The organism is Kurthia massiliensis (assembly GCF_000285555.1).
GTDB classification, from domain to species: Bacteria; Bacillota; Bacilli; order Bacillales_A; family Planococcaceae; genus Kurthia; species Kurthia massiliensis.
On sequence record NZ_HE611003.1, the window covers coordinates 42,709 to 69,704 of the forward strand.

Consider the following 26,996-nt stretch of genomic DNA (forward strand, 5'->3'; position numbering starts at 1 on the left):
TCTACGCTACGTAGCCAAGCCGTATCATCTTGTTTTTTCAGCTTTGTGAGCATTTTGGACATAAGAGAACGATTTAGTCCTTTACCTTCTAATTCGTACATTGTGTTCCATAATGCTAAGAAATGATTGTAGACAAAGCGACAATGCCCATGTGTTTGATGAATGAGCGCTTGTTGATCTTTATTCGGATAGATACGGAACTGGTAAGCTTTATGTGGCATGACAAACACCTCCTTTTTCTCATATTATATTGAGAACAGGTGTTCTTTTCAACAAATTGATGCGAGCAGAATGATTGCGTTCGCATTCATCCCCTCCCTACTCACTACGTTCCTTGAGGGAGAGGTCTTCTGCGAAAAAATGATAAAAAGGGGCTGGGACAAAACATTTCACTTTCCTTTTTTAGCGTTCGCAACAAAAAACCGGAACCGCGACGCATTGCGATTCCGGTTTTTCTTATGCTCATTTGAGATGGTGTTTTTACACTTATGTCCCAGCCTCTTTTTTTGCCCTAGCCTTATTTTTTTCTTTCATGTCGTAATTTGTTACACTGAAATTAACAAGGAGTGATTACATGTACTTCACACTGTTCGCAATATGTGCGATCTTGTTATTTATTGTTGCACTCGTCCCGGAAAAATTAATGTTGCCCTTTGCACAAGCAGATAGTGCCGAGTGGCGTACATCGTATACGCGACGCATTGCGATTATTGGCGCACTTTTACTCGCCGTACTCGCAATCGTTTCGCTTCTATAAAAAAAGACAGCACCTATACGGATGCTGTCTTTTTTGTATGTTGATTAAGCTTCTACTAATGAAGCTACTTTTTGTGCTGCTACTTTTACTGCTTCGTAGCCAGCTGCTTTAATTTCGTCAGCTTTTGCAGAGTTAGCATTGTGGCCTTCGATGATTACTTCATCAATCATTTCCATACCAAATACACCGCCGATAACTTGTTTCATGTAATTTACTGCGTGTTCCATTGGTGCTGCTTCTGGTGAAGAATAGTAACCACCACGTGCGTTTAATAAAACGGCTTTTTTGTCAGTTAATAATGATACTAATTGACCTTCTGAATTGTATTTAAATGAGAAGCCTGAAGCATAAGTGTAATCAATAAATGTGTGTAATGGTGCTGGAATTGTACCGTTCCATAATGGGAATGCGAATACAACAACATCAGCGTTTGTGATTGCTTCACGTGCTTTTGTTTGTGCAGCGATTAAACGTGCTTCAACGCCTTCTAATTCTTTACCAGCTTGTAAATTGCCATATGCATTGAATGTTTCTTGACCGAAGTAAGGCATATCTTCTGCGAATACGTCGAATGTTGAAACGTTTACGCCTTCTTTACCTTGTAATTCGTTCATGAATACTTCGTACATTTTTGATGATACAGCTTGATCTGCTGGACGGTTATTTGCTTTTACTACTAATACGTTTGTCAAAATAAAAACTCCCTTTTCTGTTTTAATATTTATGCTAATTTCATTTATCTCTCTTTCAAGATAAATTAATTTTAAATAATTTTTGATAAATTTTCAACAGAAAATGCCTCATACTTTAGGCTGAATTTTAAAAATCGCAATGATCTCCGTCACAAGTCGCACTTTCATCACCGAACATTTGTAGTTTCGGTTTTAAATTTTCTTCTTCTGCTACTTGGCGAATTGCTCGCTCGAAAACGTCTTTTGGCTGTGCACCTGAGATCGCATATTTATCATTTAGTACGAAAAACGGTACGCCACGTACACCGATTTGCTGTGCTTGTTGCATATCGACTAACGTTTCTGCCGCGAATCGTTCATCTTGTAACGCTGCTTTTGTAGCTTCTTCATCTAGTCCGATTTCTTTCGCAAGCGCTACGAGTACATCTTCGTAACCGATTTTTTGATTTTCTACGAAATAAGCACGTAATAAACGTTCTGTCATTTCTTTTTCTTTACCGACTGTTTCCGCATATTTCGCTAGGCGATGTGCTTTGAACGTATTTGCTGGATGCATATCGTCAAAGTTGTAATCTAATCCGACTTCTTTCGCACGTTGCGCAATGCCCGTTGTTTGTTGCTTCATCGCTTCCGTTGTCGCACTATATTTTTTCGCCAATGCTTGCTCAATCGTTTCATCTGAATGTGCTGGCGCTTGTGGATCTAATTGATACGCTTTAAATACGACCTCTGCTTGTGCTGCAAATCCTGTCGATGCAAGCGCACGTTCTAACTCGCGTTTACCGATATAACAAAATGGACATACATAATCTGACCATACTTCAATTTTCATTTTCCTCACCTCAAAGCGTATTGTAACGGGCTTTTGTTGGCATTGCATGTTTTACGACTTTTTTCTCACCATTAATTTACAAAAAAGGCGAAATAAAATATAATAATTAGATATTTATCACTAATAGGGGTGTATACATTGATTAAAAAGTCTTTAATCGTTTTAAGCGCTGCATTTTGCCTTGCAGGATGTGGATCGTACAATATTTCAGTAGATAAAAACGATGCAAACGAACAGTCAACAAAAGAAGTCACTGAACCAACCAACACGACGGAACAAGCAGCAACTGAACCAGCAGAAGCTTCAACAGAAAAAACAGAAACGACACAACCTGCACAGCAACAACAGCCGCAAGCTGCGCCGAAACAAGCAGCAACAACCGGCTCTAGCGTATTACGTACTGAAACAGACAATTCATACGATTACGTGGAAGCAACAGCAAAAAGCGTAAACGTACGCGGTACAGCAGATATTAAAGGTAAAATTGTCGACGGACTTGATTACGGCGAATACGTAGAATTTTTACATGAAAAAGTATACACCAGCGATAACCGTATTTGGCTAAAAGTGCGTACAAACAATGGCGTTATAGGTTACGTAAGTTCATTAAACGCGCGTATGCATACGACTTATAGCAGCAGTAGCTATTCATCAGATTACACGGTCGTTGTCATTTATAAGAGCGAAGCAAATGTGCGTTCTAACACGAACCAAAACGATGCAAGTGCGGTCATCGAAAAAGCAACAACTGGCGACACATACACATACACAGGCACGACAATTCCTGCCGCTGGACGTGATTGGTATGAAGTATATGCAAGCAATGGCCAAATCGGTTACATTAGTAGTCGCGTCGGTTCATTACAATAAAAGACACGAAAAAAGAGGCTTAGGGATTATTCCCTAGCCTCTTTTAATATTGCTTCGTGAAAGATAGCAAGCAAAACTTACGTATCAAAAATATTTTAGCGGTTCTCCGAAGCGCTCGCAAGCAAATTAAGCAAATTGTTCAGTTAATACTGGAACGATTTGTTTTTTACGAGATACAACGCCTGGTAAGTTGATTTGACCGTTTACAACTTCCGCTTTGAAAGCTTGTGCTGCTTCATCGATCACAGAACCAGCTGGTACCGCTACTGAATCGTTGTTTAAGATGTCTGTTACAACGAAGAAGAATAAATCTAATGCATTTTCTGCTACTTCTTTGTTTAGAAGGCTTGTAAGTTCTTCTTGGCGACCTAGTACATCGTTTACATCAACAGCGTTTACTTGTGCGATGACAACTTTTTTACCATTCATGTCGAATTCTTTTGCATCAAGGCTTAATAAATCTTCTAGCGCTTTATCAGAAAGGTCTGCACCTGCTTTAAGCATTGCTAAGCCGTATTCTTCTAAATCTACGCCAGCGATTGCAGCAAGTTCTTTTGCAGCTTTCACATCTTGCTCAGTGCAAGTTGGAGATTTTAATAATAATGTATCAGAAACGATTGCAGAAACCATTAAGCCAGCGATGTTTGCTGGGATTTCTAATTCGTTTTCTTTGAAGATTTTGTTTAAGATCGTTGCAGTACAACCTACTGGCTCAGCGCGGTAGTAAAGTGGTGCTGCAGTTTCGAAGTTTGCGATACGGTGGTGGTCAATTACTTCTGCAATTGTCACGTCAGCGATATCGTCAGCTGATTGTTGGAATTCGTTGTGGTCAACTAAGATCACTTCTGAAGCTTCTGTAGCTACTTTTTCTACGAAACGAGGTGCTTCAAAACCGAATTTTTCTAACGCGAATTTTGTTTCGTCGTTAGGTTCGCCAAGGCGTACAGCTTCCGCTTCTACGCCAAGTTGGTTTTTAAGGTATGCATATACTAATGCAGATGTGATTGTATCTGTATCTGGGTTTTTGTGGCCGAAAACAAGAACTTTACTCATGTCAAAAATTCCTCCTAATATTTGCTTTTTACGCAGTTTATTTTACCATAGTTATTTCGCAAAAAGAATGTTTCGACGCGAAAACAAAGTGTTTTACTAGAATATTCGTTTTTTAATAAATGCAGCATTTTTTTAATGAATTATGAGAATTTTTTTCATATTAATAACGCCATTAGTCATAAAAATATGGTACGATTCTGATATCCAAAGCTTTTTCAATGTAAAGAGGTGTCATTTTTGGAACAGAAGATTGAAAAGAAATATGTCCCACTCGCTCACTATTTTCAGTCTGCGAAGCAACCGATAATCGAACTATCGTTTACTGAAATCGAGAACATTATCGGGCAAAAATTGCCGAATGCCTCTTATTTGAATAAGAGCTGGTGGCAAAAGACGAAGCCACCTTTGAAACACTTTTTAGCTTGGTCGTTAAACGGCTATCAAGTGACAGCTGTGCAACCAGGCTATTACGTGACATTCCAAAAGCATGTGCAATTTGAAAGTGCACATACACCAGAAGATAATTATCCGTTTACGATTCGCCAAGCCGAACTAGACGATGCGCGCGACATTTTATTACTCGGCGAAACGCTGCAGCTCCGTATGTTTAAATATCCATACGGTCAACAGCAACAAAAAATGTCCGTGCAAACGCTACGTAAAAGCATCGCAGAATGGAAAATGACAAATACATCAATGATGCTGCTCGCGATTATTAACGGACAAATCGGTGGTTATTTATTTATTGAAGGGTATGACTCACCTTATTTAAAACATCGTGCAACTTTAACGATTGGTTTATTAGATGAACATACACACAAAGGCATCGGCACACAGCTGATGGCAAGTGCAGAACAATGGGCAAACGATCAAGGATTACGTCGCCTCGAACTAAGCGTCGCAAAAACAAACGTTGGTGCCATCGCATTGTTCAAAAAATTCAATTACGTCGTAGAAGGCGAATGTCAAAATGCGATTTTAATTAACGATCGGTTCGAAAATGAATTAATTATGAGTAAGGCATTTTAAAAGCGAGACGCTAATAGCGCCTCGCTTTTAAAATGCTTTTTTTCGAATCGTATATTGTTCTAACAGTGACGTATCAACATCGTAACCGATACCCGGCGCATCTTGCATATGCACGTATCCCCTGTCGACTGTCACGACGGGCGTGATGATATCTTGTGCCCAATAGTTATCAGACCCTGCTGTATCGCCAGGCATCGTAAAACCAGCGAGTGATGTGAGTGCAACAGCATGCGCACGACCAATCCCCGCTTCTAACATGCCACCACACCAGACGTCGATATGTTTTTCAACGCATAAATCGTGAATGCGACGTGCTTCTTCAAGCCCACCAACACGCGCTTGCTTTAAATTAATGACCCCACAGCTACCGAGCGTAATTGCTGTTACCGCATCGTCGTAGGACGTAATACTTTCATCCAAACAAATCGGTGTTTCGAGTGATTGTTGCAACGTAGCGTGATGTAAAATATCGTCCGCTGCGAGTGGTTGCTCAATCATCATTAAATTAAATTGATCGAGTTGCTGCAACGTATCGATATCGTCAAGCGTATACGCTGAATTGGCATCCGCCATCAACGGTACATCTGGGTAACGTGCACGAATTGTTTTGATGAGTGACACGTCTTGTCCCGGCTTAATTTTTACTTTAATACGGCCATAACCTTGTGCTAGCGCCTGATCAATTTTGGCGTATAACGCATCGGCCGACGGTTGCAACCCGATGCTCACGCCGACTGGAATTTGCGCGCGCGTACCCCCTAATACTTGCCATAACGGTTGATCGATACGCTTTGCATACACGTCCCATACAGCACACTCTATCGCTGACTTCGCCATATTGTTGCGACGAATCGGCTTGAATAACGTGCGGACGTCACGTGGGTGCGCGATTTCTTTGTGCAACAGCAGTGGGGTTAAAAATTGTTCGATCACATGCCAGCACGTTCCTGTCGTTTCTTCTGTGTACCAAGGCGCTTCAAACGCCTCTCCTTCACCATAGCCACAATTTCCGAGCTCGTCGTACACTTCCACAATTAAAAAGCGTTTCTCTTGCACCGAGCCAAAGCTTGTCGTAAATGGTGATTTCATCGTCATCGCAACTTCTCGCATGACTATTTTTTCGATTTGCATCATTCCACTTCCTTAAACATTCATCGCATTCATTTTCGCATATTGCATCGCATTTATGACGGTATTCGTTAAAATTTCTACGCCATTAATTAATTGCGCACGATCAAATGTCATATGTGGATGGTGCAAACCAGGCGTCACGCCACAGCCGAGACCGAGCATTGCCGCTTTTACGTGTGGACGCATTTTCGTATAAAAGTGAAAGTCTTCGCCGCCTGGTGTGACGACCGGCTCCGCTAAATGTTTATCACCGACAGATTGTACGATAGAGCGTCGAATAATTTCTTCCGCTTCTTCATCGACTTCTGCCGCTGGAATGTTTAACAAAATTTTTGCGTTAATTTGCGCATCGTACATTTCACGAATAGAACGAATCGCACGTTTAATGCCGACATCAAGTTGCTCCATCGCTGCGTTCGTTTGCGCACGCGCATCCATCGTCAACATCGCTTTCCCTGGAATCGTATTGCCGTGTCCTACGCCGGCCGAAAACTTCGTCACTTTTACCGACCACGGAATGCGCGTATCGACGCGTATCGTTTTTAATGCTTCAATTAAGCTCCCGCCAATTTCAATCGCATTTTTCCCTAAATGCGGACGAGCTGCGTGTGCTTCTTCGCCGTAAATTTCACATTGTACCATCATCGATGCGCCATGATTTAATGCCGGTGCATGTTTACCGACAGCTAGCTCTTGAATCGGCCGAACGTGCACGCCGAATAAATAATCAATATCATCGATAATACCGCGATCTACCATCGCCAACGCCCCGTTCCCTTTTTCTTCTGCTGGTTGGAAAATAACGCGAATCGTACCACCAGTTTGCAATGTAAATGCACCTGTTTGTTTTAAATGTTTTAACATGAGTAGCACGCCGACCGCCATCGTCATATGCCCATCGTGACCACAGGAATGGTTGGCTTTATGTACGCCATCCACTTCTTGAAACAATGAGTCGATATCCGTGCGTAGACCAATGACGGGCTTGCCACTTCCGATTTCCACATATAAACCTGGCGTATCTTCGAATAAATGCGGTTCGTAGCCTTCATTCGAAAGTAATTGCGCTAAAAACTTTGTCGTCTCCCATTCTTCCCAACTTGGCTCTGGATGTGCATGTAAATATTCGAATAGCTCTAGTAAACGTGGCTCTAATTGTTTTAAGTCTGCTTGGCTCATCATGGTTATCCCATCCTTTTTGTGTGAAAAAGTGCTTTTTTACCTGTACCCGATATCGATAAATTATAACGTGCACACCGAGCGCCAAAGACAACAAAAAGAGCAATGACAGTTGTTCATTGCTCTTTCCATCTACATTTTATTTAAATGCTTGTGCAGCTTTGACCGCTTTATGCCAACCTTCGATAAGCTTTTCAGCTTCCGCTTTATCCATTTCTGGCTCGAAGTCTTTATCTAGCTTCCAATACTCTGCAATTTTTTCTTTTGACTCCCAGAAACCGACTGCAAGACCTGCTAAATAAGCTGCCCCGAGTGCTGTCGTTTCATTAATTTCTGGACGTTCAACCGGCACGTTTAATAAATCCGATTGGAACTGCATTAAGAAGTTATTTTTTACCGCACCGCCATCGACGCGTAAACGTTCTAATGGAATACCTGAATCTTCTTCCATCGCATCAAGAACGTCTTTCGTTTGGTAAGCAAGTGATTCTAGCGTTGCACGTACGAAATGTTCTTTCGTCGTTCCGCGCGTCAAACCGAAAAATGCACCGCGCACGTCTGAATCCCAATACGGTGTACCGAGACCAACGAATGCTGGCACCATATAAACGCCGTCTGTTGAATCTACACGCTTTGCATAGTTTTCACTTTCCGCTGAATTGCGGAACATGCGCAGCCCATCGCGTAACCATTGAATCGCTGAACCGGCAACGAAAATACTACCTTCTAACGCATACGTCACTTTACCGTCTAATCCCCATGCAAGTGTCGTTAACAATCCTTTTTTCGAACGAACGGCTTTTTCACCTGTATTCATCAGCATGAAGCAACCTGTACCGTACGTATTTTTTACCATACCTTCGTCGAAGCAAGCTTGACCGAATAACGCTGCTTGTTGGTCCCCAGCAATACCAGCGATTGGAATTTCTTGACCGAAGAAATGTTTAGAAGCGGTTTTACCGTATACTTCTGATGACGGTTTTACTTCTGGTAACATCGATTTTGGCACCGTTAAAATGTCTAATAATTCATCGTCCCATTTTAAATCGAAAATGTTATACATTAACGTACGAGATGCGTTTGAATAATCCGTTACGTGTACGGCACCGTTCGTCAATTTCCAAATGATCCACGTATCAATCGTACCGAACAATAAATCGCCCGCTTCCGCTTTTTCGCGTGCGCCTTCGACATTATCTAAAATCCATTTTACTTTTGTACCGGAGAAGTACGCATCAATGAGTAAGCCCGTTTTATCACGTACCATGTCTTCATGACCTGCATCTTTTAATTCCTGACAAATATCAGCTGTTTGACGTGATTGCCAAACGATAGCGTTGTATACCGGCTTACCCGTATTTTTATCCCATACGACTGTCGTTTCACGTTGGTTCGTAATCCCGATACCTTGTACTTGCGTAGCGCTTACATTTTTCTCAGACAATACGCCCGCAATTACCGATAAGATCGAACTCCAAATTTGTTCTGGATCGTGCTCTACCCAACCTGATTGTGGAAAATGTTGCGTAAATTCTTGTTGTGAAGTATGAAAAATCTTTCCTTCCTCATCGAATAAGATCGCACGTGAGCTCGTTGTTCCTTGGTCTAAAGCCATGATAAATTTTTTCGTCATATGCGTGATTCCTCCCTTTAGTCATCTACTTTTACATTTTTAACTGTCATTTGTGCGCCAATTAATATAATGACGACAATCAGTGCAAAAATCCAGAAAGCGATTGAATTTTCTCCTTCAAAAATTTGTTTGAAAAATAGTGCCCCGAATACGCCCCCGATAATTGGTCCAACGATTGGCACCCATGCGTACGACCAACGTGATGAACCTTTACCTGGAATCGGTAATAATGCATGCGCAATACGAGGTCCTAAATCACGCGCTGGATTAATCGCATAACCTGTCGGACCACCGAGCGCCATACCGATAACGATAATTAACATCCCCACTAAAAATGGATTTAACCCATCTGTCATTTCATTCGTACCGAGTGCTAAAATACCGACGACAAGTGCGAACGTACCGATCATCTCTGCAATTACATTTGATAGCGGATGGTTGATAGCTGGAATCGTAGAAAAGACCGCTAATTTGTCGTCTTGATTCTCTGTTCCTTTCCAGTGAGGTAAATAAACGAAATAAACGATCACTGCCCCTAAAAACGCCCCGATGATTTGCGCTAAAATGTACATCGGTACGTCTTTCCATGGAAAATCACCGATCGATGCAAGTGCAATCGTTAATGCGGGATTTAAATGTGCGCCACTAATTCCGCCAACTGCGTAAGCTGCCATTGCTACGGCTAAACCCCAAGCAATCGTAATAACAACCCAGCCGCCACCGAATGCTTTTGATTTACTTAATACGCTCCCTGCCACAACGCCGCCACCAAAAAGGATAAGCAACATCGTTCCGACAAGCTCTGCTGTAAAAGTAGACATAAAATTCCTCCTTTAAAACATTCAAAACTTTCTTTTATTAATTACCCTATTTGTGGTTTTTAAGACAAAAAAAGTATGATGTTCCTCACAAAAAAGGTCATGCAAATGCATGACTTTTTTAGTCGATCTCTAGTTGTTTTGTTTCTTTTCCTAACGTTAACACGGCAATAATGGCGATGACAATAGCAATCGCAAAAATAGCAAAAATTGGACCGAGCCCATATCCCGCAGCCGTTAACGAACCGACAAGTAGCGGTCCGATGACACCGCCGATACGACCGATACCTGCTGCTAGTCCTACACCTGTACCGCGAATAACTGTTGGATAATTTTCTGGTGTATAAGCATACATTGCGCCCCAAGCACCAAGATTGAAAAATGATAAAAACATACCGGCAATGATGAGAACGTTCACATCTACAGCATAGCCGAATGCTAACGCGCTAATCGCCGTACCGAATAAATAAACGGCTAACACCCATTTACGTCCCCATTTTTCAATGAGCCACGCCGCGGTGAAATACCCTGGTAATTGTGCCAACGTCATAATTAATACGTAACCGAAGCTATGAATTAAATCAAAGCCTTTCATCACCATGACGCTCGGCAACCATAAAAACATGCCGTAATATGAAAAGACGACCATAAACCATAAAATCCATAGCATACACGTCGCGCGCGCGTATTTATGCGTCCAAACGGAGACGATATTTTGCCATACACTCGGACGCTTCGTTTTTTCGAGCGCTTCATATTTTGTGGAATCTGGTAATTTGATTCTTAAATAGACAGCATACAACGCTGGGAGTGCCGTAATAAGTAACGCAATGCGCCAGCCGAACGATGGGATAATAAAATAAGAAATAACTGCTGCTAAAATCCACCCTGCTGCCCAAAAACTTTCAAGTAAAACGACGATTCTACCGCGTTCATGTGGTGCGACGCTCTCAGAGACGAGTGTCGATGCGACAGGAAGCTCTCCACCGAGTCCAGCGCCAATTATAAAGCGAAGTATTAAAAATGCTGTCAGCGTTGTTGTAATGGCTGATAAGCCGCTCGCAATCGAAAAGATGAGCAACGTCCACATAAATACTTTTTTTCGACCATATTTATCTGCTAACATACCGCAAACAACGGCGCCGACAGCCATCCCAATCGAGTTGACACTGCCGATCCAGCCCATTTCGGTCGATGATAAGTGCCATTCTGTTGCAAGTGCTGCAATTACAAACGATAAAATGCCGACATCTAAAGCATCAAATAACCATCCAACCCCTGCTGTTGCAAGGAGGCGGTTGCGTGACATCGGCTTTGAAATTTCTTTCTTTTCTGTTGTTACCATATGTCTATCACCTGTCTTGTCACTAGTATATGCATAACTATACACGGACTTGAATTTAATGACAATAACTTTTTTTATTCAAATTGTTCCGAAAATTTGTGATATTCTATTGAATAGAGAGACAATTAACGTTAGAATGTCTTTTATAGAAAAACAACTGTTTATTCAGTGCGAACAAAAGGAGATTATTGCATATGTGGAAAGGCTTATTAGACAACTATAAAGAATATTTACCGATTACAGACAACACACCGGCACTTACATTACACGAAGGTAACACACCTTTAATTCACCTAGAAACACTTTCAAAAGAGCTTGGTATTGAATTACATGTAAAATTCGAAGGCTTAAACCCAACAGGTTCATTTAAAGACCGTGGTATGGTAATGGCTGTTGCGAAAGCAATCGAAGAAGGTAGCAAATGCGTCATTTGTGCATCAACTGGTAATACGTCTGCTGCAGCTGCTGCATATGCTGCTCGCGCTGGTATCCAAGCGCTTGTCGTTATTCCAAAAGGCAAAGTAGCCGCTGGTAAATTAGCACAAGCTTACATGTACGGTGCAAAAATTATTGAAATCGACGGTAACTTCGATGAAGCATTACAAGCTGTACGCGACATTAGCGAAACAACAGACGTGGCGCTTGTAAACTCTGTAAACCCTTATCGCTTAGAAGGTCAAAAAACAGCAGCATTTGAAGTATGTGACCAACTAGGCGACGCTCCTGACATTTTAGCGATTCCTGTCGGCAACGCTGGTAACATTAGTGCTTACTGGAAAGGCTTTAAAGAATATAACGAGAAAAAAGGTACACGCTTACCGAAAATGTTCGGTTTCGAAGCGGAAGGTGCTGCGGCAATCGTACAAGGCGCACCAATTGCAAAACCAGAAACAATCGCAACAGCGATCCGTATCGGTAACCCTGCAAGCTGGAAATTAGCAGAAGCAGCACGTGACGAATCAAACGGTAAAATCGGTTCAGTAACGGACGATGAAATTTTAAATGCATATCGTCTAATCGCGGCAAAAGAAGGCGTCTTTGCAGAACCAGGTTCAGCAGCATCAATCGCTGGTGTTATCCAATCTGTTGAAAACGGCTCAATTCCAAAAGGCAGCCAAGTCGTGGCAGTTCTTACTGGTAATGGCTTAAAAGACCCTGATACAGCAGTCAAAGCTTCTACAGTAGAAATGGTTTCATTACCGAACGACGAAGACGAAATCCGCAAATATATCGAGAGCGTACTGTAATATGGCAAAGTCTTGGTCAATCACAGTACCTGGTAGCACTGCTAACCTTGGCCCTGGCTTTGACTCGATCGGTCTAGCACTTGGCCTCTATTTAGAATTAGATGTGACGTTACAAGATGAGTGGGCGTTCGAACATCATTCTGTTCACTTGCCTGAAAAATTTACTGTAGAAGATCATCTTGTTTATAAAGTCGCAAAGGAAACGGCTGCTCGCTACAATGCTGAACTTCCGAGCTGTAAAATCGTCATGCGCAGTGAATTGCCACTTGCACGTGGACTTGGTAGCTCTGCCTCTGCTATCGTTGCAGGGATTGAAGTGGCGAACCAAGTATGTGACTTACAATTAACGACGGAACAAAAATATACGCTCGCTTCTCGTATTGAAGGACACCCTGACAACGCTTCTGCATCGGTTTGTGGTGGTTTAACGATCGGTTCTACATTACCGAACGGTGAGCTTGAACTGATCGACACACAAGACGTAGACGCTGCATTTGCGGTGTTCATTCCGAACGTCGAGCTAAAAACGTCTGAAGCGCGTAAAGTATTACCTGCGCAATACGATAAAGCGTATGCGGTTCATGCGAGCGCAAATGCGAACATGTTAACAGCCGCTTTATTAACGAAAGATTATGCACGCGCTGGTAAATTTATGGAACATGATTTGTTCCACGAACCGTTCCGTGCAAACTTAATTCCAAACTATCACGAAATTCGTCAAACGGCGAAAGATGCGGGTGCATTCGGTACAGCAATTAGCGGTGCCGGCCCAACTGTCATCTCGCTTCTAACAAAACAGAACGTCGATGCATTCGTCGAAAAAATGCGTCCACTTTATCCAACATACGACATTCAAGCCGTTCATGTTGATACGAAAGGCGTTCAAGTCGAAGTACACGAAATCGTTGAATAAATATACACAACAAAGAGCTTTGCCAATCGGCGAAGCTCTTTTGTTATCTACAGCTTATGTTTAGTTTTCTGCCATTCGGGAATTTTTCGAAAGAACATGAAAATCATTATTTGGGAGGAATCAACATGAAAATTGGGATTATCGGCGCAACGGGTAAAGCAGGTAGCAAAATTTTAAAAGAGGCGAAAAAACGCAATCATGAAGTGACAGCTATCGTACGCGATCCATCTAAATTAGATGCACTCGACACACCTGTCATTCAGACAGATATATTTAATTTAACGTCACAAGATATCGAATCGTTCGACGTCGTAGTAAACGCATTCGGCGCGCCTCCTGGTCAAGAAGATTTACACGTTACAGCTGGACAGCATTTAATTCAAACGTTTGAACCGACAGATACGCGTTTAATCGTCGTCGGTGGCGCTGGTAGCTTATACGTCGATGAAGATAAAAAAACGAAGTTACTCGACACACCTGACTTCCCAGAAGCATTTTATCCAACAGCCTCTAGCCAAGCGCGCAACTTAGAAGATTTACAAGCATCCGCTATCAATTGGACGTTCGCAAGTCCTTCTGCAAATTTTGATCCGAACGGTCGACGTACGGGCCAATATACAATTGGCAACGACGTCTTATTAACGAATGATGAGGGTGAAAGCTATGTCTCTTATGCAGACTTTGCGTACGCCTTATTAGACGAAATTGAAAATCCATCATTTGAGAAACAACGCTTCACTGTCGTTTCTGAAAAAGGATTACCAGTACCTTCTCCTTTATAACTAAGCAAATAAAAAACTACTCCCGCACAAGGAGTAGTTTTTTTTAGCCTAATAATAATAAGCTCACTGCCATCACTGCCATACCGAGTACGACACCGTAAATTGACGTATGGGCTTCGTCGTATTCGCGTGCAGCAGGCAACAATTCATCTAATGAAATGAATACCATAATGCCTGCGACGCCAGCAAAAATAATACCGAACATCGTATCTGTTAAAAATGGCATTAAAATGAGATATGCGGCAATCGCTCCGACAGGCTCTGCCAACCCTGATAAAAATGACAATTTGAATGCTTTTTTTCGATCCCCCGTTGCATAATACATCGGTACTGCGACAGCAATCCCTTCTGGAATGTTATGAATTGCAACAGCAATCGCAATCGCGAAGCCAAGCTGTGGATCTTCAATGGCAGACATAAACGTCGCAATCCCTTCTGGGAAGTTATGAATTGCAATTGCTAAAGCTGTAAAAACACCCATCTTTTTCAGTTTTGTAAACTGTGCATCGGTCGGCACATGTTGTAAATCTTCGACACGTTTTACTTCGTGTGGATTACCTGTACTCGGGATAAATCGGTCAATCAATGCAATGATGAGCATTCCTCCGAAAAAACCAAGCAATGTATACGTATAACCAGCCGTCTCACCGACTGATGCTGTTAAAGACTCTTTTGCTTTCACGAAAATTTCAATCAATGATACGTAAATCATAACACCCGCTGAAAAGCCGAGTGCAAACGATAAAAATTTCGTATTCGTACGCGATGTGAAAAACGCTACTAAACTACCTACCCCAGTTGCAAGTCCTGCAAATATCGTTAACGCCAGCGCATATAAAACGGTTGCGTCCATTCGTCCACCCCTTATGTATTTGTTTTTTTCAGTATAACAAAAAAGTTTCTCAAAGGAAACTTTAATTTCTTTCCGATGCAATTCACACATCAGATTGATATACATGATTGATTGGTGTTTCTGCCCTATTACTTCTATAATGATACATACACATTTAAAAAGGGGTCCTTTATATGGGTTACATTCAAAAAGGTACGAAAGCGTTTCGATATGCCAACTTAGCATTATTCGCTGGCGCTTTTAGTACGTATGCGAATTTATATATGACACAACCGATTTTACCTGCGCTATCGAAGCAGTTCGGTGTGTCACCTGCTGTTGCGAGCTTATCGTTATCGCTTACGACATTAACGCTTGCGATTGCGATGCTGATCACCGGTTCACTTTCCGAAGCGTGGGGGCGCAAACCGATCATGACATTTTCGATGATTGCAGTAGGTGTTTTATCACTCGCAATCGGCTTCGCCCCTAACTTTGATACGCTACTCATGTTGCGTGTTATCCAAGGCGTCGTTTTTGCAGGGCTTCCTGCGATTGCCATGGCGTACTTATCGGAAGAAATGGACCCGAAAAGTCTCGGTACAGCGATGGGTTTATACATTAGTGGCAACTCGATTGGCGGTCTCGCTGGACGTGTCATCATGGGGTCAATGACCGACGCCTTTAACTGGCACGTATCGATGATTTCCATCGGTGTCGTCAGCATTTTATTGGCGATTGCGTTTACAGTTTTATTACCTGCATCGACACATTTCGAGAAAAAAAAGCTCGCATTTAAACCACTTTTCCAATCGATGGTCGCACATATGAAAGATCCCGCGCTCCTCTTATTGTTCGGCGTTGGCTTTATTTTAATGGGATCGTTCGTAACGCTTTATAACTATATTGGCTTCGAACTCGTTGCTGAGCCGTACAATTTAAGCCAAACGCTCGTCGGTTTTATTTTCTTACTTTATTTAGTCGGCACGTTTAGCTCTACGTATATGGGGCGCCTCGCCGATTCACATGGACGCTTCAGCATTTTATTAATTGCCTTTCTTCTAATGCTCATTGGTGCTTGTTTAACGTTAAACGGATTACTCGCATTAAAAATTGTCGGCATTGCGTTATTTACGTTCGGTTTTTTCGGCGGTCATTCGATTGCGAGTGGCTGGGTTGGTGCTCATGCCACACACGATAAAGCACAAGCATCATCACTCTATTTATTTTTCTATTATGTCGGGTCTAGTATCGGCGGTACAGTCGGCGGATTGTTTTTCATCCATTTCGGTTGGCTCGGTGTCATTACGATGATCGCTATTTTCTTATTACTCGGCATTTGTTTCACCTATATTTTGCATCATTATACGAAAAAAAGCGTTGCCTCATAGGCAGCGCTATTTTTTCGTTTTTGTATACCAATAAACGACTAACATAAAACATGCAAAACCGAGCGTCCAACCGCCGAATACGTCACTCATAAAATGTCTTGCTCCTGCGACGCGTGATAAACCGACGAGTAATGTGCCACATGCTGCAATCGTAAAGGCAATGCGTTTATATTTTCTTTCCATTCCTGACGTTACAAGATATGCGGTTGTCATCATATAGAGCATCGACAACATCGAATGACCAGATGGAAAACTATACGATGTCAGTTGGTCAGGAATAATAGGGCGTGGTCGTTCTACGATATATTTAATAACTTGATTAATAATCGTACCGCCTACATACGTGAATAAAATAAAGACAATTTTGCGGTACTTTTTCTTCATATAAAAATAAATAACGAATACGACACCGACAAGCGTGACGAACCATACTTCGCCAAAGTAATGGAAAAATTGTAACACTTCGTTGCCACCAAACAACTGCTCGCCGAATCGATCAATCTTATGAACTACTTCTGTATCAAGCAATAACCAAATCGCGATAAACACAAAAAATGCGATGACCGCTAATACGTGATAAATAAACATCTCATTCCCCCTTTTATATAAAGGTATACGAAAAAAACCGTTCAAGTCATGCATAAAGCATCACTTAAACGGTTTTCGACACACCATGGTTTGTGCCTATGATTCATGTAACACAGAATGTCATTGAACAGGAAACCCTAATACACGTCAATCTTGATAGAACGATAAGATCGATCATTCATTATAAAATCGTGACGACTTTTTCATGCAACCATGCCACTAGTCTACACGTCTAGTACATCACTACAAATATAAATATTTAGCGTTTCGGAAAGACAATTCTGCTTTCTAAAAATAGAATTACTCCTTCATTATGCACACTTGAAAATATGAAAGTCAACACAATTGATAATGAGAATCATTATTTTTTACCTATAAAAAAAGAAGCTATGCGACTGCATAACTTCTAATTTCATATTATTTGATGTCACCCATTTTACGAGAAATCCATGGGCAAAGTACTAACATAACAAAGAATAACACAATTGCTAAACCACCAAGGTAACCGAAATATTGTACTTCTGTTACTTTGTCGAATACTTTTGCAAGTTGTGCGTTAATCGCTTGTGCAACAGTTGATGTTAGGAACCATAGAGACATTGCTTGCGCAGCGAATGCTTCAGGTGCTAATTTTGTTGTTGCTGATAAACCAACTGGTGACATTAATAATTCACCGATAACAACTAGGAAGAATGAAAGTACTAACCACCATGGGCTAATTAATTCAGTTCCGTTTGAAGTCATTGCTGGAATTACCATGATTAAGAATGAAGCACCTGCAAATAATAATGAAAATGAGAATTTAACAGGTGTTGAAGGACCACGGTCGCCAAGTTTCACCCAAATTGCAGCCATAATTGGTGCAAAGATAATAATGAATAATGGATTTAAAGATTGGAAGAACTCAGCTTGGATTTTGAATGCACCCATATCTAAGTTCGTACGTGTATCTGCATAGATTGCTAAAATTGTAGAACCTTGCTCTTGGATAACCCAGAACATTGTACCCGCAATGAATAGCGGAATGTATGCAAGTAAATGTGATTTTTCGTCTGATTTTGTTTTCTTAGATGTGAACATCCAAATGAATACAGAGATTGGTGCTAATACACCGATAACTGTGAAGAAGTTGATAACAAAGTCGATTGTTAACCAACCCATTAAGTAAACGATTAATACTAATACCGCAAAAATTACTAATGAAATAATTACTTTCTTTAAAATACTTTGTAATTCATGTGGTTCAAGTGGATTTTTCGGTTCTACACCAGCTAAACCTAAGTTTTTCTTTTCAGATAATTTAAACATAATGAGACCGACTGCCATACCGACTGCGGCAATACCGAAACCTGCATGGTAATTATAATGATCACGAACTGCACCAACAACTAATGGTGAAATGAATGCACCTAAGTTGATACCCATGTAGAAAATACTGAAACCAGAGTCACGACGAGGGTCATTTGTAGAATAAATATCCCCTACTACTGAAGATACGTTCGGTTTTAATAAACCTGTACCTAAAATAATTAATACCATTGATGTAAATAAGAATGCTGCGCCACCAGGGAGTGCTAAGCAAATGTGACCTAACATAATTAAAATACCGCCCCAGAATATCGTGCGACGAGTACCTAAAATACGGTCGGCGATCCAACCACCGATAATGCCTGACATGTAGACAAGTGAACCGTAAATTGACATGATTGATGCGGCTGTTGATTTGTCAAACAGACCTAGACCGCCATCAGTAACGCTCTTGTACATGAAATATACAAGAAGTGCTTTCATACCGTAGTATGAGAAACGTTCCCAGAACTCAGTGAAGAATAAGTTGAACAAACCTTTCGGGTGTCCGACGAACCCTTTCTGGGGAACGGATTTGACAATCTCCTCTTTCGTTGCCATAAAGTTTACCTCTTCTCTTTGCAATATAAAAAATAATCTAACTATTCTTACCGCTTATGTAGCGCTAAGAAAAACGTATGTCCATTATACACACACAGTTTTATTATGTCAAAAATTATTATTATATAGAATTTTCTGACTTTTTATAGTGTAATTATGCATATTTAGACGATTTAACCCACTTTTCATTATATTTTTTAATATTTTTTCTAATTTCACTATAATTTTTACTTTTACATAAAAATTTATACGAATGTATTTGTATTGTCTGTAAGAACAATTGTGTATTTGGTATTTTCGTAAGACCTTCGTCTAATGACGTAAAAAGTAAAAAAGTATGTCCTCATTTATGAAAACATACTTTTTTAGATTAAATGAAAAATGAACGCATACGGTTTACGTCCGCTACTTTTAGCTCGACTTTCAACACCGTACCGGCTTCTTCGTATTCGGTCGATAAAATATTCGCTTGCTCATTTAAATACGACACGAGGTCACCACGGTCGTATGGGATACAAACGGTGTGCACTTCATAATCTGCGAAAATCTTCGCTTTGATCATCTCAAGCAATTCGTTTAAACCTTTGCCTTCTTTAGCAGCCATATAAATTTCGTTCTGTTTGACAAATGGATAAGCGATGTTCGCTTGGTCTGCTTTATTGTAAACGTAAATCGTTGGCACATCACTCACGCCAACATCTTGTAACGTTTGATTCGTAATATCAATCATATAGTCGCTTTCCGCATTTGACGTATCGACAACGTGTAACAATAAATCCGCTTCACGTGCTTCTTCTAACGTCGAACGGAATGCTTTCACTAAATGGTGAGGGAGTTTGCTAACGAACCCGACTGTGTCTGTTAACAAAAACTTTTTATTATCTTCTAAATCAATTTGACGCACTGACGTATCAAGCGTTGCAAACAGCATATCTTTTTCAAACACTTGTTTTTCATCATCATGATTTGTGAAGTTTAACAATTGGTTCATAATCGTCGATTTGCCCGCATTCGTATAGCCGACAAGTGATACGACTGGAATCGCATTTTTTTGACGTTTTTTACGTTGCGTCACACGTTGCGCTTGAATGTCTTCTAGTTCGCGACGAATTTTTGAAATTTGCTTTTCAATTTTACGACGGTCTAATTCAAGTTTCGTTTCACCTGACCCTTTGTTTTTAAAGCCGCCACCTGTACCGCCACCTTGACGAGAAAGCGATGCATTCATACCGACAAGTCGTGGTAATAAATATTGCAGTTGCGCAATTTCAACTTGTAGCTGTGCTTCACGCGTTTTCGCACGACGCGCAAAAATGTCTAATACGAGTGTCGTACGGTCGATGACTTTCGCATCTAAATCTTGTTCTAAGTTACGTAATTGCGCTGGTGATAATTCATCATCAAAAATGACAACGTTCGCACCCGTCGCATCATATAGTGCACGAATTTCTTCTGTTTTCCCTGTACCGACGTAATGAGACGGTGTTACACGTTCTAAATTTTGTGTAATCACACCGACAACTTCTACGTCCATCGCTTCGGCTAAGTTGCCAAGTTCTTCAATCGAATAGTCGAAATGGGGATCGCTTTTCACATTCACCCCAACGAGTATCGCTTTTTCTTTGATGTAGTCCTCCATCATGAGAACACCTCCGTTATTTAAAAAAGGGACGCTGCATATGATGCGCGCCCCCTACACATGTTTTTATCGTAACATGGCTATTTCTCCTTGGCAATTTCAATCGATTGTAGTCGCTCGACAGAATCTCTGCTTTCACGGAATTCAAAAACGGTATTGCCGAGTTTTAATTGATTGCCTTTGATCGGTAATGACAACAATCTAGACCAATGTGTCATTTTGCGATTCACATCTTGCACGTCGAAAATGCATTTCGTAATGACAAGTGATTCATTGTCTGGCGTTATTGTGCCATCTTCTCGAAGCGATTCGTATCGTTCGTTGTCGCTCGTATCCCATTGAATGAAAAATGGATAAGGTAATTTCTTATCAATTTTATGGTCGATAAAGAGCATGCGCCATTTACGAACCGCACCGCTTTTCGTTTTGCGTTCAGAATCTAAAATCCCGCTCGTTCGATAGCCTAGCTTTTGAAAATATTTATTTTGTTCTTCTAAGTTATCCGAACGTAAGCAAACAGAGCCAAAGCCTTCTCTAAACTGTAAGTCGTTCAACAGTTGTTTCATCAATGGGTGCTTCGATTGCTCGGTAACGGTTTCGTCCTCTACTGATAAATATTCAATATAGCTATTTTTCGTATACAGTAAGGCATTGTGTGTACCCCATTGTAAATGTTGACCACCTTCGACGGGATGAATGCCTTCAACTGATACCTCTTGTGCAATTTCCGTCGGTGATTTTTTCGTAAAATATACAACATGATCTAAATCAAACATCGTTTCATCCCCTTCAATGGCAATTATATTCAGTGATTTAATATTATCATAAAATTTAGATAATTATTGTGAAAAGCAACGATATTTCATATTTTTTCCAACTAAAAAGTATCGCACGTGACGTACGATACTTTTCGCGTTACGGAATCATAAATGATAAAACGTTGCTTTGTAAGAACGTTAATATACAAATAGCAAGTAACAAAATAATACTGTATTTAATCGTAAAGCGTAATAGCTCGGCTTCGCGTCCCATTAAACCTACAGCCGCTGCGGCTACAGCAATCGATTGTGGTGAAATCATTTTACCTGTTACCCCACCTGATGAGTTAGCGGCAAGTGCAAGTACTGGGTCCATACCAACAGACGTTGCAGTCACTTGTTGTAACTTCGCAAATAGCACGTTCGCAGACGTATCAGATCCTGTAATAAAGACGCCAATCCAACCGAGTACTGGCGAGAAGAATGGGAATAAGACGCCTGTTTTTGCTAAAATCAAACCGAGCGTTGTCGTCATACCTGCAGCATTTACTACATAAGCATATGCAACAACGGCACAAATCGTCAGTAACGGGAATTTAATTTCGTTCGCTGTTTGTCCTAAAATCGACCACCAATTTTTCCATGACACGTTAAAAATAAATTTCGTGACGATAGCCGCTAGGAAAATCGCTGTCCCGGCTGCACCGAGTATTTCGATTTTATACACTGCCGCAATCGGCGCATTCGTCATACCATCAATAATTTGATTGTTCACAAATGGCACTGCTGGTGTAAACGTCAGCCAAGAGCCGAGTTGATTGATCCACGATAAGACGACGTTCGTACCTTCATAATGACCGATGAGCGCAGATTTGATTGTTGGAATACCCCAAAGAGAAATAAACGCCGTTAAAATAATGAACGGTGACCATGCTTTAAAAATTTGACCGCCAGAATAATATTGATTGACTTGATCTTCAACATTAAGTTTTTCATCTGCAAAACGGTAAATTTCTTTCGGTGTCCAAAACTTCATGAAAATTGCTAATGCTAATAATGATACTAATGCTGATAAAACGTCTGGTAATTCTGGTCCTAAAAAGTTAGACGATAAATATTGTGTAACGGCGAATGTAATACCCGAAACGAGAATCGCGGGTAACACTTCGATTGTCTTTTTCCAACCGACCATAATCCATACGAGTAAGAACGGAATACATACTGATAAAAATGGCAATTGACGACCGACCATTTTTGAAATTTCTAGCGCCGGAATACCTGTTGGACCTTCCATTGCTGTAATCGGAATACCGATGGCACCGAATGCAACGGGCGCCGTATTCGCAATCATACATAATCCAGCAGCATATAGTGGGTTAAACCCTAAACCGACTAATAGCGCTGCTGAAATCGCAACGGGTGCACCAAAACCTGCCGCACCTTCTAAAAAGGCACCAAATGAGAACGCTACCAATAATGCTTGCACGCGTCGGTCAGCAGTAATTGATAATACAGAATAACGAATAATATCAAATTGACCTGTACGAACTGTTACGTTGTACAAAAATACAGATGTAACGATAATCCAACCGATTGGAATAATGCCATACATTGCACCTTGTGATGCAGCCATAACAGCTGTTCCTACCGGCATTTTAAAAGCGACGACTGCTAATACGAGTGCAACGAGTAACGTTGTAATCCCAGCAATGTAGCCTTTCATTTTCTTAAACATTAATGCCCAAATAAAGTATAAGATCGGAATGACTGCAATCAACGCCGACCAGCCAAGGCTTCCACCTACAGCAGAGAAATCTTGTGTAAACATTTACTTTCCCCCATGTCTCTTTAAAATAGACTTATGCTCCCCCTCATAAAGCCAAGGTCATCAGATGACCGTATGTATAAATTATATTCGTAATTTTCAGATAAAACAATCATTAAATGGTATGAAATGCCAGTTTTTTTAAGACATGACAAATAAAAAGTATGTATAATAAAACTATACATATCAATTAAGGAGGGGCCTATGCAGTACGAAAAAATTCAATCTAAAAAAATCTACGAAGAAATTGCCGACGCGATTGAGAAGCTCATCGTTAATGGTGAACTACGACCTGGGGATCGACTTGATTCTGTAGAAAAATTAGCGAGTAATTATGCTGTGAGTCGCTCCGCCATTCGTGAAGCGTTATCAGCGCTACGTGCGAAAGGCTTGCTCGACATTCGCCAAGGAGAAGGCACTTTCGTCCGCCACTTTGATGCCACGCAAATTAATTTTCCGATTACACAAGCGATTTTAATGAAAAAGGAAGATATTACACATTTACTTGAGATGCGTCAAATTATCGAAGTTGGTGCAGCTGGTTCCGCTGCTATTCATCGCACACCAGGCGATATTGAAGCATTAAAGCAATCGCTAGATTCGATGAAAAAAACGTTAAATGCTGTCGGTTTTGGTGAAGAACAAGATTTAGCCTTTCACGCAGCTGTTGCTAATGCATCGCACAATCCATTACTGATTACATTTTTAAATCAAGTATCTGAATTAATGCTCGAAACGATTCGTGAAACGCGTAAGCTTTATTTGTATACGAAAAAAGAAACGATGGAAACGTTATACGAAGAGCATTTAAAAATTTTCGAAGCAATCGTTGAAAAAGATGTTGCCGGTGCACAATTAGCGATGCAACATCATTTAAACAATGTAGAGACATTGTTACAACGTGCATTTCATTAAATCAAAATAGCCATTCTATGAACAGAATGGTTATTTTTTATGTCATTTTGTCCGAAAGTATTGACTATTATGACGTAAATGGTAAACTACTTTATAACTTCAACGCGTTGAAGTGAAAAAGTTTTTGAACTAGGAGGCGCTAGCATGTTTCACGCAGATTCGGCTCTGAAACCATCGTTTACAGAAGCTGCTGTACTTTTAATGGCCATGGTAATTATCATGACCACATCTATTCTTAAGTTTGACGCATCACCACATATTCCCGTTCTACTCGTCATCATTATGCTACTATGCTATGGTGCCTTTAAAAAAGTAGCATATCGGACGATGGAACAGGGACTCGTAGACGGTGCTAAATCAGGGCTTGCCGCTATTTTTATTTTCTTTTTTATTGGTATTTTAATTAGCGCTTTTATGCTGAGCGGTACGATTCCAACATTAATTTACTACGGCTTTAACATTATTTCAGGTCACTACTTCTTCGCTATCGTCTTTGTCGTTGCATGTATTATCGGTGCCGCAATCGGTAGTTCATTAACGACGACTGCAACGATTGGTGTCGCATTTATCGGCATGGCACAAGCGATGGACTTATCACTTGCGATTACAGCAGGTGCCATCGTATCGGGCGCATTTTTCGGCGACAAAATGTCACCGCTATCTGACACGACGAATCTTGCATCATCGATTATGGATGTAGACCTATTTGAACATATTAAAAACATGGCGTGGACGACGATTCCTGCATTCGTCATTTCCGTCATTGTATACGGTGTATTATCACCGACAGGTAAAGACGTTGATGCTTCAAGCGTCCACAACTTCCAACAAGCATTATTATCAACAAATTTAATTCATTGGTATGCATTATTACCAATCGTTTTATTAGTGTTATTTGCCCTTAAAAAAGTGCCAGCGATTCCAACACTTATTATCGGTTCCGTATTTGCAATCGCGTTATCGTACGGACACCATAGCTACACGGGCGGTCAATTAATGGACATGCTCTTTAACGGTTTTAAATCAAAAACCGGTGTAGAAGAAATTGACGCTCTACTATCTCGCGGTGGTATGAGCAGCATGTTCTTCACGATCAGCCTCGTTATTTTAGCACTCGGTATGGGTGGGCTACTTTTCAAACTCGGTATTATCCAAGCAGTACTCATGAAAATCGAACGCATTTTCAATTCAGTCGGCTCTGCCATTACAGGTGCTGCGGCAACAGCAATCGGTGTCAACTTCTTTATCGGTGAGCAATATTTATCGATTTTATTACCGTCCGAAACGTTCCAAAAGCAATTTGAAAAAGTTGGCCTAGCAAACAAAAACTTAGCGCGTACTGTTGAAGACGCAGGTACAGTCGTCAATCCTCTCGTACCGTGGAGTGTGTGTGGTATTTTTATCGCTGGCGTCTTACACGTCAATACGGTTGACTACGCACCGTTTGCCCTATTCTGTTTATTATCACCGATTTTAACAATCATTTTCGGTTGGACAGGCAAGACATTAACATACTTAAAAAAATAACATTTCAAAGTCGCTCTCATTGGGGCGGCTTCTTTTTTATGCTACACTAATGCGTATCGAACAATTTATTAAAGGGGCGTCATTATGGAATTTCAAGAAATGCAACAAGCGCTTGTTGAGAAGCTACAAGCAAAGCAACTCATTTCAGCGACAATTAGTCAGCCACGTCAAAAATCAAATGATTTAAAACGCGTGAAATTAAAACCGATCGAACTACGTGGCACGTATCACGTACAATTAGAATATCAATACGAACGTATTTTAAAACATGAAAATATCGAATTACCTTTAATAGAAGAAACTCTAGCCACATTATTCGAAAGCTTCCGCCAGTTCCAAGGAGAATTTGAGACTGAAAGCGTCCAAGTACAGCTATCGAAAAAAAATAAAGTGCTGTATAAAACACAACAAAATGCGACAGCAAAAAAGGCTGATTTATCACATAACCGCAAAAAAAATTACTTGCTAGATCCTGAAAAACCGTACCCATTTTTAATCCGTCTTGGCGTACAAACAGCGGAAGGTAAAGTTAAAAAGCAAAAATATGACAAGTTTAAACAGATCAACCGTTTCATCGAATTTATCCACGATTCATTAGATTATTTACCAAAAGACCGTACGATTCGTATTTTAGATTTCGGTTCTGGTAAATCGTATTTAACGTTTGCGCTTTATCACTACTTAAAAGTAGAACAAGGACTAGACATTCGTGTCACAGGTCTTGATTTGAAAAAAGAAGTAATTGAAGAATGTGCACAAATCGCACATGACTTACAATATGACTCACTCGAATTTTTAGTTGGTGACATTAACGATTACAACGATGAATCAAGCGTCGATATGGTCGTCACACTTCATGCATGTGACGTTGCGACAGATATGGCATTATCTCGCGCGGTCAAATGGGGCGCAAAAGTCATTTTAAGTGTGCCTTGCTGCCAGCACGAATTAAACAATCAAATTCAAAGCTCACCGCTTGATATTATGCTGCAACACGGTTTAATAAAAGAACGCTTCTCTGCTCTTGCAACAGATTCTATTCGTGCGGAACTACTAAACTTAGTCGGTTATGATGCGCAGTTAATGGAATTTATTGATATGTCGCACACCCCGAAAAATATTTTAATTCGTGCTTATTTCACAGGTAAAAAACCGAACGAAGCACAACGAGCGCGCTACAATGCTTTCACGACTTTCTTAAATGCGACACCATTTTTAGAACGTGAACTTAGTAATTATTTAGCAAAATCTTAACGAAAAAGAGGCTGGGACAAAACATTTCATTTTCCTTTTTTAGCATTCTCAACAAAAAAATAGAACCGTGCCATAGCG

25 protein-coding genes are annotated in these 26,996 nt (G+C 40.7%); 10 read left to right on the forward strand and 15 right to left on the reverse strand.

Features of this window, described 5'->3' with window-relative positions; all coding sequences use genetic code 11:
• Positions 1 to 221: helix-turn-helix domain-containing protein (locus tag KMHG_RS18105; RefSeq protein WP_010290681.1), on the reverse strand; the 221-nt coding region annotated here is incomplete at its 3' end.
• Positions 222 to 574: 353 nt separating this feature from the next.
• Between KMHG_RS18105 and KMHG_RS14810 the strand changes: the two genes are divergently transcribed.
• Positions 575 to 757, forward strand: coding sequence for a hypothetical protein (locus tag KMHG_RS14810; protein WP_010290685.1), 183 nt, complete (start codon positions 575 to 577; stop codon positions 755 to 757).
• 44 nt (positions 758 to 801) lie between these two features.
• On the opposite strand, the gene KMHG_RS14815 is transcribed toward KMHG_RS14810, so the two are convergent.
• Together KMHG_RS14815 and KMHG_RS14820 are read right to left on the reverse strand one after the other, a co-directional pair.
• A complete protein-coding gene (locus KMHG_RS14815) occupies positions 802 to 1,449 on the reverse strand; it encodes an FMN-dependent NADH-azoreductase (protein ID WP_010290687.1) in 648 nt (215 codons plus the stop codon).
• A gap of 127 nt (positions 1,450 to 1,576) precedes the next feature.
• Positions 1,577 to 2,281: a DsbA family oxidoreductase gene (locus KMHG_RS14820; RefSeq protein ID WP_010290689.1), complete on the reverse strand. Its 705-nt coding sequence runs from the start codon at positions 2,279 to 2,281 to the stop codon at positions 1,577 to 1,579.
• A 138-nt stretch (positions 2,282 to 2,419) separates the two neighbouring features.
• On the opposite strand from KMHG_RS14820, the gene KMHG_RS14825 reads away from it, so the two are divergent.
• A complete protein-coding gene (locus KMHG_RS14825; protein WP_010290690.1) occupies positions 2,420 to 3,151 on the forward strand; it encodes an SH3 domain-containing protein in 732 nt (243 codons plus the stop codon).
• Between the two features lie 126 nt (positions 3,152 to 3,277).
• Here KMHG_RS14825 and KMHG_RS14830 read toward each other — a convergent pair whose 3' ends face one another.
• Entirely contained in the window at positions 3,278 to 4,204 is a 927-nt protein-coding gene (locus KMHG_RS14830) for a manganese-dependent inorganic pyrophosphatase (protein WP_010290691.1), read from the reverse strand.
• Positions 4,205 to 4,441: 237 nt separating this feature from the next.
• Here KMHG_RS14830 and KMHG_RS14835 point away from each other — a divergent pair, with 237 nt between their 5' ends.
• Positions 4,442 to 5,233 carry a GNAT family N-acetyltransferase gene (locus tag KMHG_RS14835; protein WP_010290692.1) on the forward strand — a complete coding sequence of 264 codons (792 nt, stop codon included), beginning with the start codon at positions 4,442 to 4,444 and terminating at the stop codon, positions 5,231 to 5,233.
• A 27-nt stretch (positions 5,234 to 5,260) separates the two neighbouring features.
• Here KMHG_RS14835 and menC read toward each other — a convergent pair whose 3' ends face one another.
• The 5 genes from menC to KMHG_RS14860 form a co-directional block, all read right to left on the reverse strand.
• Complete coding sequence (gene menC / locus KMHG_RS14840) at positions 5,261 to 6,364, reverse strand: o-succinylbenzoate synthase (protein WP_010290693.1); 1,104 nt, start codon at positions 6,362 to 6,364, stop codon at positions 5,261 to 5,263.
• A 12-nt stretch (positions 6,365 to 6,376) separates the two neighbouring features.
• On the reverse strand, positions 6,377 to 7,546 hold the full coding sequence (locus KMHG_RS14845) for an amidohydrolase (protein ID WP_010290694.1): 1,170 nt from the start codon (positions 7,544 to 7,546) through the stop codon (positions 6,377 to 6,379).
• A 136-nt stretch (positions 7,547 to 7,682) separates the two neighbouring features.
• Positions 7,683 to 9,176, reverse strand: a complete 1,494-nt coding sequence (gene glpK, locus KMHG_RS14850; RefSeq protein WP_010290695.1) for a glycerol kinase GlpK — start codon at positions 9,174 to 9,176, stop codon at positions 7,683 to 7,685.
• 17 nt (positions 9,177 to 9,193) lie between these two features.
• Positions 9,194 to 9,997: an MIP/aquaporin family protein gene (locus KMHG_RS14855; RefSeq protein WP_010290698.1), complete on the reverse strand. Its 804-nt coding sequence runs from the start codon at positions 9,995 to 9,997 to the stop codon at positions 9,194 to 9,196.
• Positions 9,998 to 10,115: 118 nt separating this feature from the next.
• Positions 10,116 to 11,339, reverse strand: a complete 1,224-nt coding sequence (locus tag KMHG_RS14860) for an MFS transporter (RefSeq protein ID WP_010290701.1) — start codon at positions 11,337 to 11,339, stop codon at positions 10,116 to 10,118.
• Positions 11,340 to 11,533: 194 nt separating this feature from the next.
• Between KMHG_RS14860 and thrC the strand changes: the two genes are divergently transcribed.
• From thrC to KMHG_RS14875, 3 genes are all read left to right on the forward strand, one after another.
• Positions 11,534 to 12,586: a threonine synthase gene (gene thrC / locus KMHG_RS14865; protein WP_010290702.1), complete on the forward strand. Its 1,053-nt coding sequence runs from the start codon at positions 11,534 to 11,536 to the stop codon at positions 12,584 to 12,586.
• A gap of 1 nt (position 12,587) precedes the next feature.
• Complete coding sequence (thrB, locus tag KMHG_RS14870) at positions 12,588 to 13,499, forward strand: homoserine kinase (RefSeq protein ID WP_010290703.1); 912 nt, start codon at positions 12,588 to 12,590, stop codon at positions 13,497 to 13,499.
• A 125-nt stretch (positions 13,500 to 13,624) separates the two neighbouring features.
• Positions 13,625 to 14,281: an NAD(P)-dependent oxidoreductase gene (locus KMHG_RS14875; RefSeq protein WP_010290705.1), complete on the forward strand. Its 657-nt coding sequence runs from the start codon at positions 13,625 to 13,627 to the stop codon at positions 14,279 to 14,281.
• A gap of 43 nt (positions 14,282 to 14,324) precedes the next feature.
• Here KMHG_RS14875 and zupT read toward each other — a convergent pair whose 3' ends face one another.
• The gene (gene zupT, locus KMHG_RS14880; protein ID WP_010290706.1) at positions 14,325 to 15,134 is read right to left on the reverse strand and encodes a zinc transporter ZupT; all 810 of its coding nucleotides are present in this window, start codon (positions 15,132 to 15,134) and stop codon (positions 14,325 to 14,327) included.
• Between the two features lie 173 nt (positions 15,135 to 15,307).
• Between zupT and KMHG_RS14885 the strand changes: the two genes are divergently transcribed.
• Positions 15,308 to 16,504: an MFS transporter gene (locus KMHG_RS14885; RefSeq protein WP_010290707.1), complete on the forward strand. Its 1,197-nt coding sequence runs from the start codon at positions 15,308 to 15,310 to the stop codon at positions 16,502 to 16,504.
• A 6-nt stretch (positions 16,505 to 16,510) separates the two neighbouring features.
• On the opposite strand, the gene KMHG_RS14890 is transcribed toward KMHG_RS14885, so the two are convergent.
• From KMHG_RS14890 to KMHG_RS14910, 5 genes are all read right to left on the reverse strand, one after another.
• On the reverse strand, positions 16,511 to 17,092 hold the full coding sequence (locus KMHG_RS14890) for a phosphatase PAP2 family protein (protein ID WP_010290708.1): 582 nt from the start codon (positions 17,090 to 17,092) through the stop codon (positions 16,511 to 16,513).
• Positions 17,093 to 17,509: 417 nt separating this feature from the next.
• On the reverse strand, positions 17,510 to 19,000 hold the full coding sequence (locus KMHG_RS14895) for a peptide MFS transporter (protein WP_010290709.1): 1,491 nt from the start codon (positions 18,998 to 19,000) through the stop codon (positions 17,510 to 17,512).
• A gap of 370 nt (positions 19,001 to 19,370) precedes the next feature.
• On the reverse strand, positions 19,371 to 20,639 hold the full coding sequence (gene hflX, locus KMHG_RS14900) for a GTPase HflX (RefSeq protein WP_010290713.1): 1,269 nt from the start codon (positions 20,637 to 20,639) through the stop codon (positions 19,371 to 19,373).
• A gap of 80 nt (positions 20,640 to 20,719) precedes the next feature.
• Positions 20,720 to 21,415, reverse strand: coding sequence for a VOC family protein (locus tag KMHG_RS14905; protein WP_010290714.1), 696 nt, complete (start codon positions 21,413 to 21,415; stop codon positions 20,720 to 20,722).
• A 139-nt stretch (positions 21,416 to 21,554) separates the two neighbouring features.
• Positions 21,555 to 23,225: an L-lactate permease gene (locus KMHG_RS14910; RefSeq protein WP_010290716.1), complete on the reverse strand. Its 1,671-nt coding sequence runs from the start codon at positions 23,223 to 23,225 to the stop codon at positions 21,555 to 21,557.
• Between the two features lie 201 nt (positions 23,226 to 23,426).
• Between KMHG_RS14910 and KMHG_RS14915 the strand changes: the two genes are divergently transcribed.
• From KMHG_RS14915 to KMHG_RS14925, 3 genes are all read left to right on the forward strand, one after another.
• Positions 23,427 to 24,137, forward strand: coding sequence for a FadR/GntR family transcriptional regulator (locus KMHG_RS14915; RefSeq protein WP_010290717.1), 711 nt, complete (start codon positions 23,427 to 23,429; stop codon positions 24,135 to 24,137).
• A gap of 144 nt (positions 24,138 to 24,281) precedes the next feature.
• On the forward strand, positions 24,282 to 25,664 hold the full coding sequence (gene nhaC / locus KMHG_RS14920; protein WP_010290718.1) for a Na+/H+ antiporter NhaC: 1,383 nt from the start codon (positions 24,282 to 24,284) through the stop codon (positions 25,662 to 25,664).
• 84 nt (positions 25,665 to 25,748) lie between these two features.
• Positions 25,749 to 26,918 carry a class I SAM-dependent methyltransferase gene (locus tag KMHG_RS14925; RefSeq protein WP_010290719.1) on the forward strand — a complete coding sequence of 390 codons (1,170 nt, stop codon included), beginning with the start codon at positions 25,749 to 25,751 and terminating at the stop codon, positions 26,916 to 26,918.
• Positions 26,919 to 26,996: the final 78 nt, after the last annotated feature.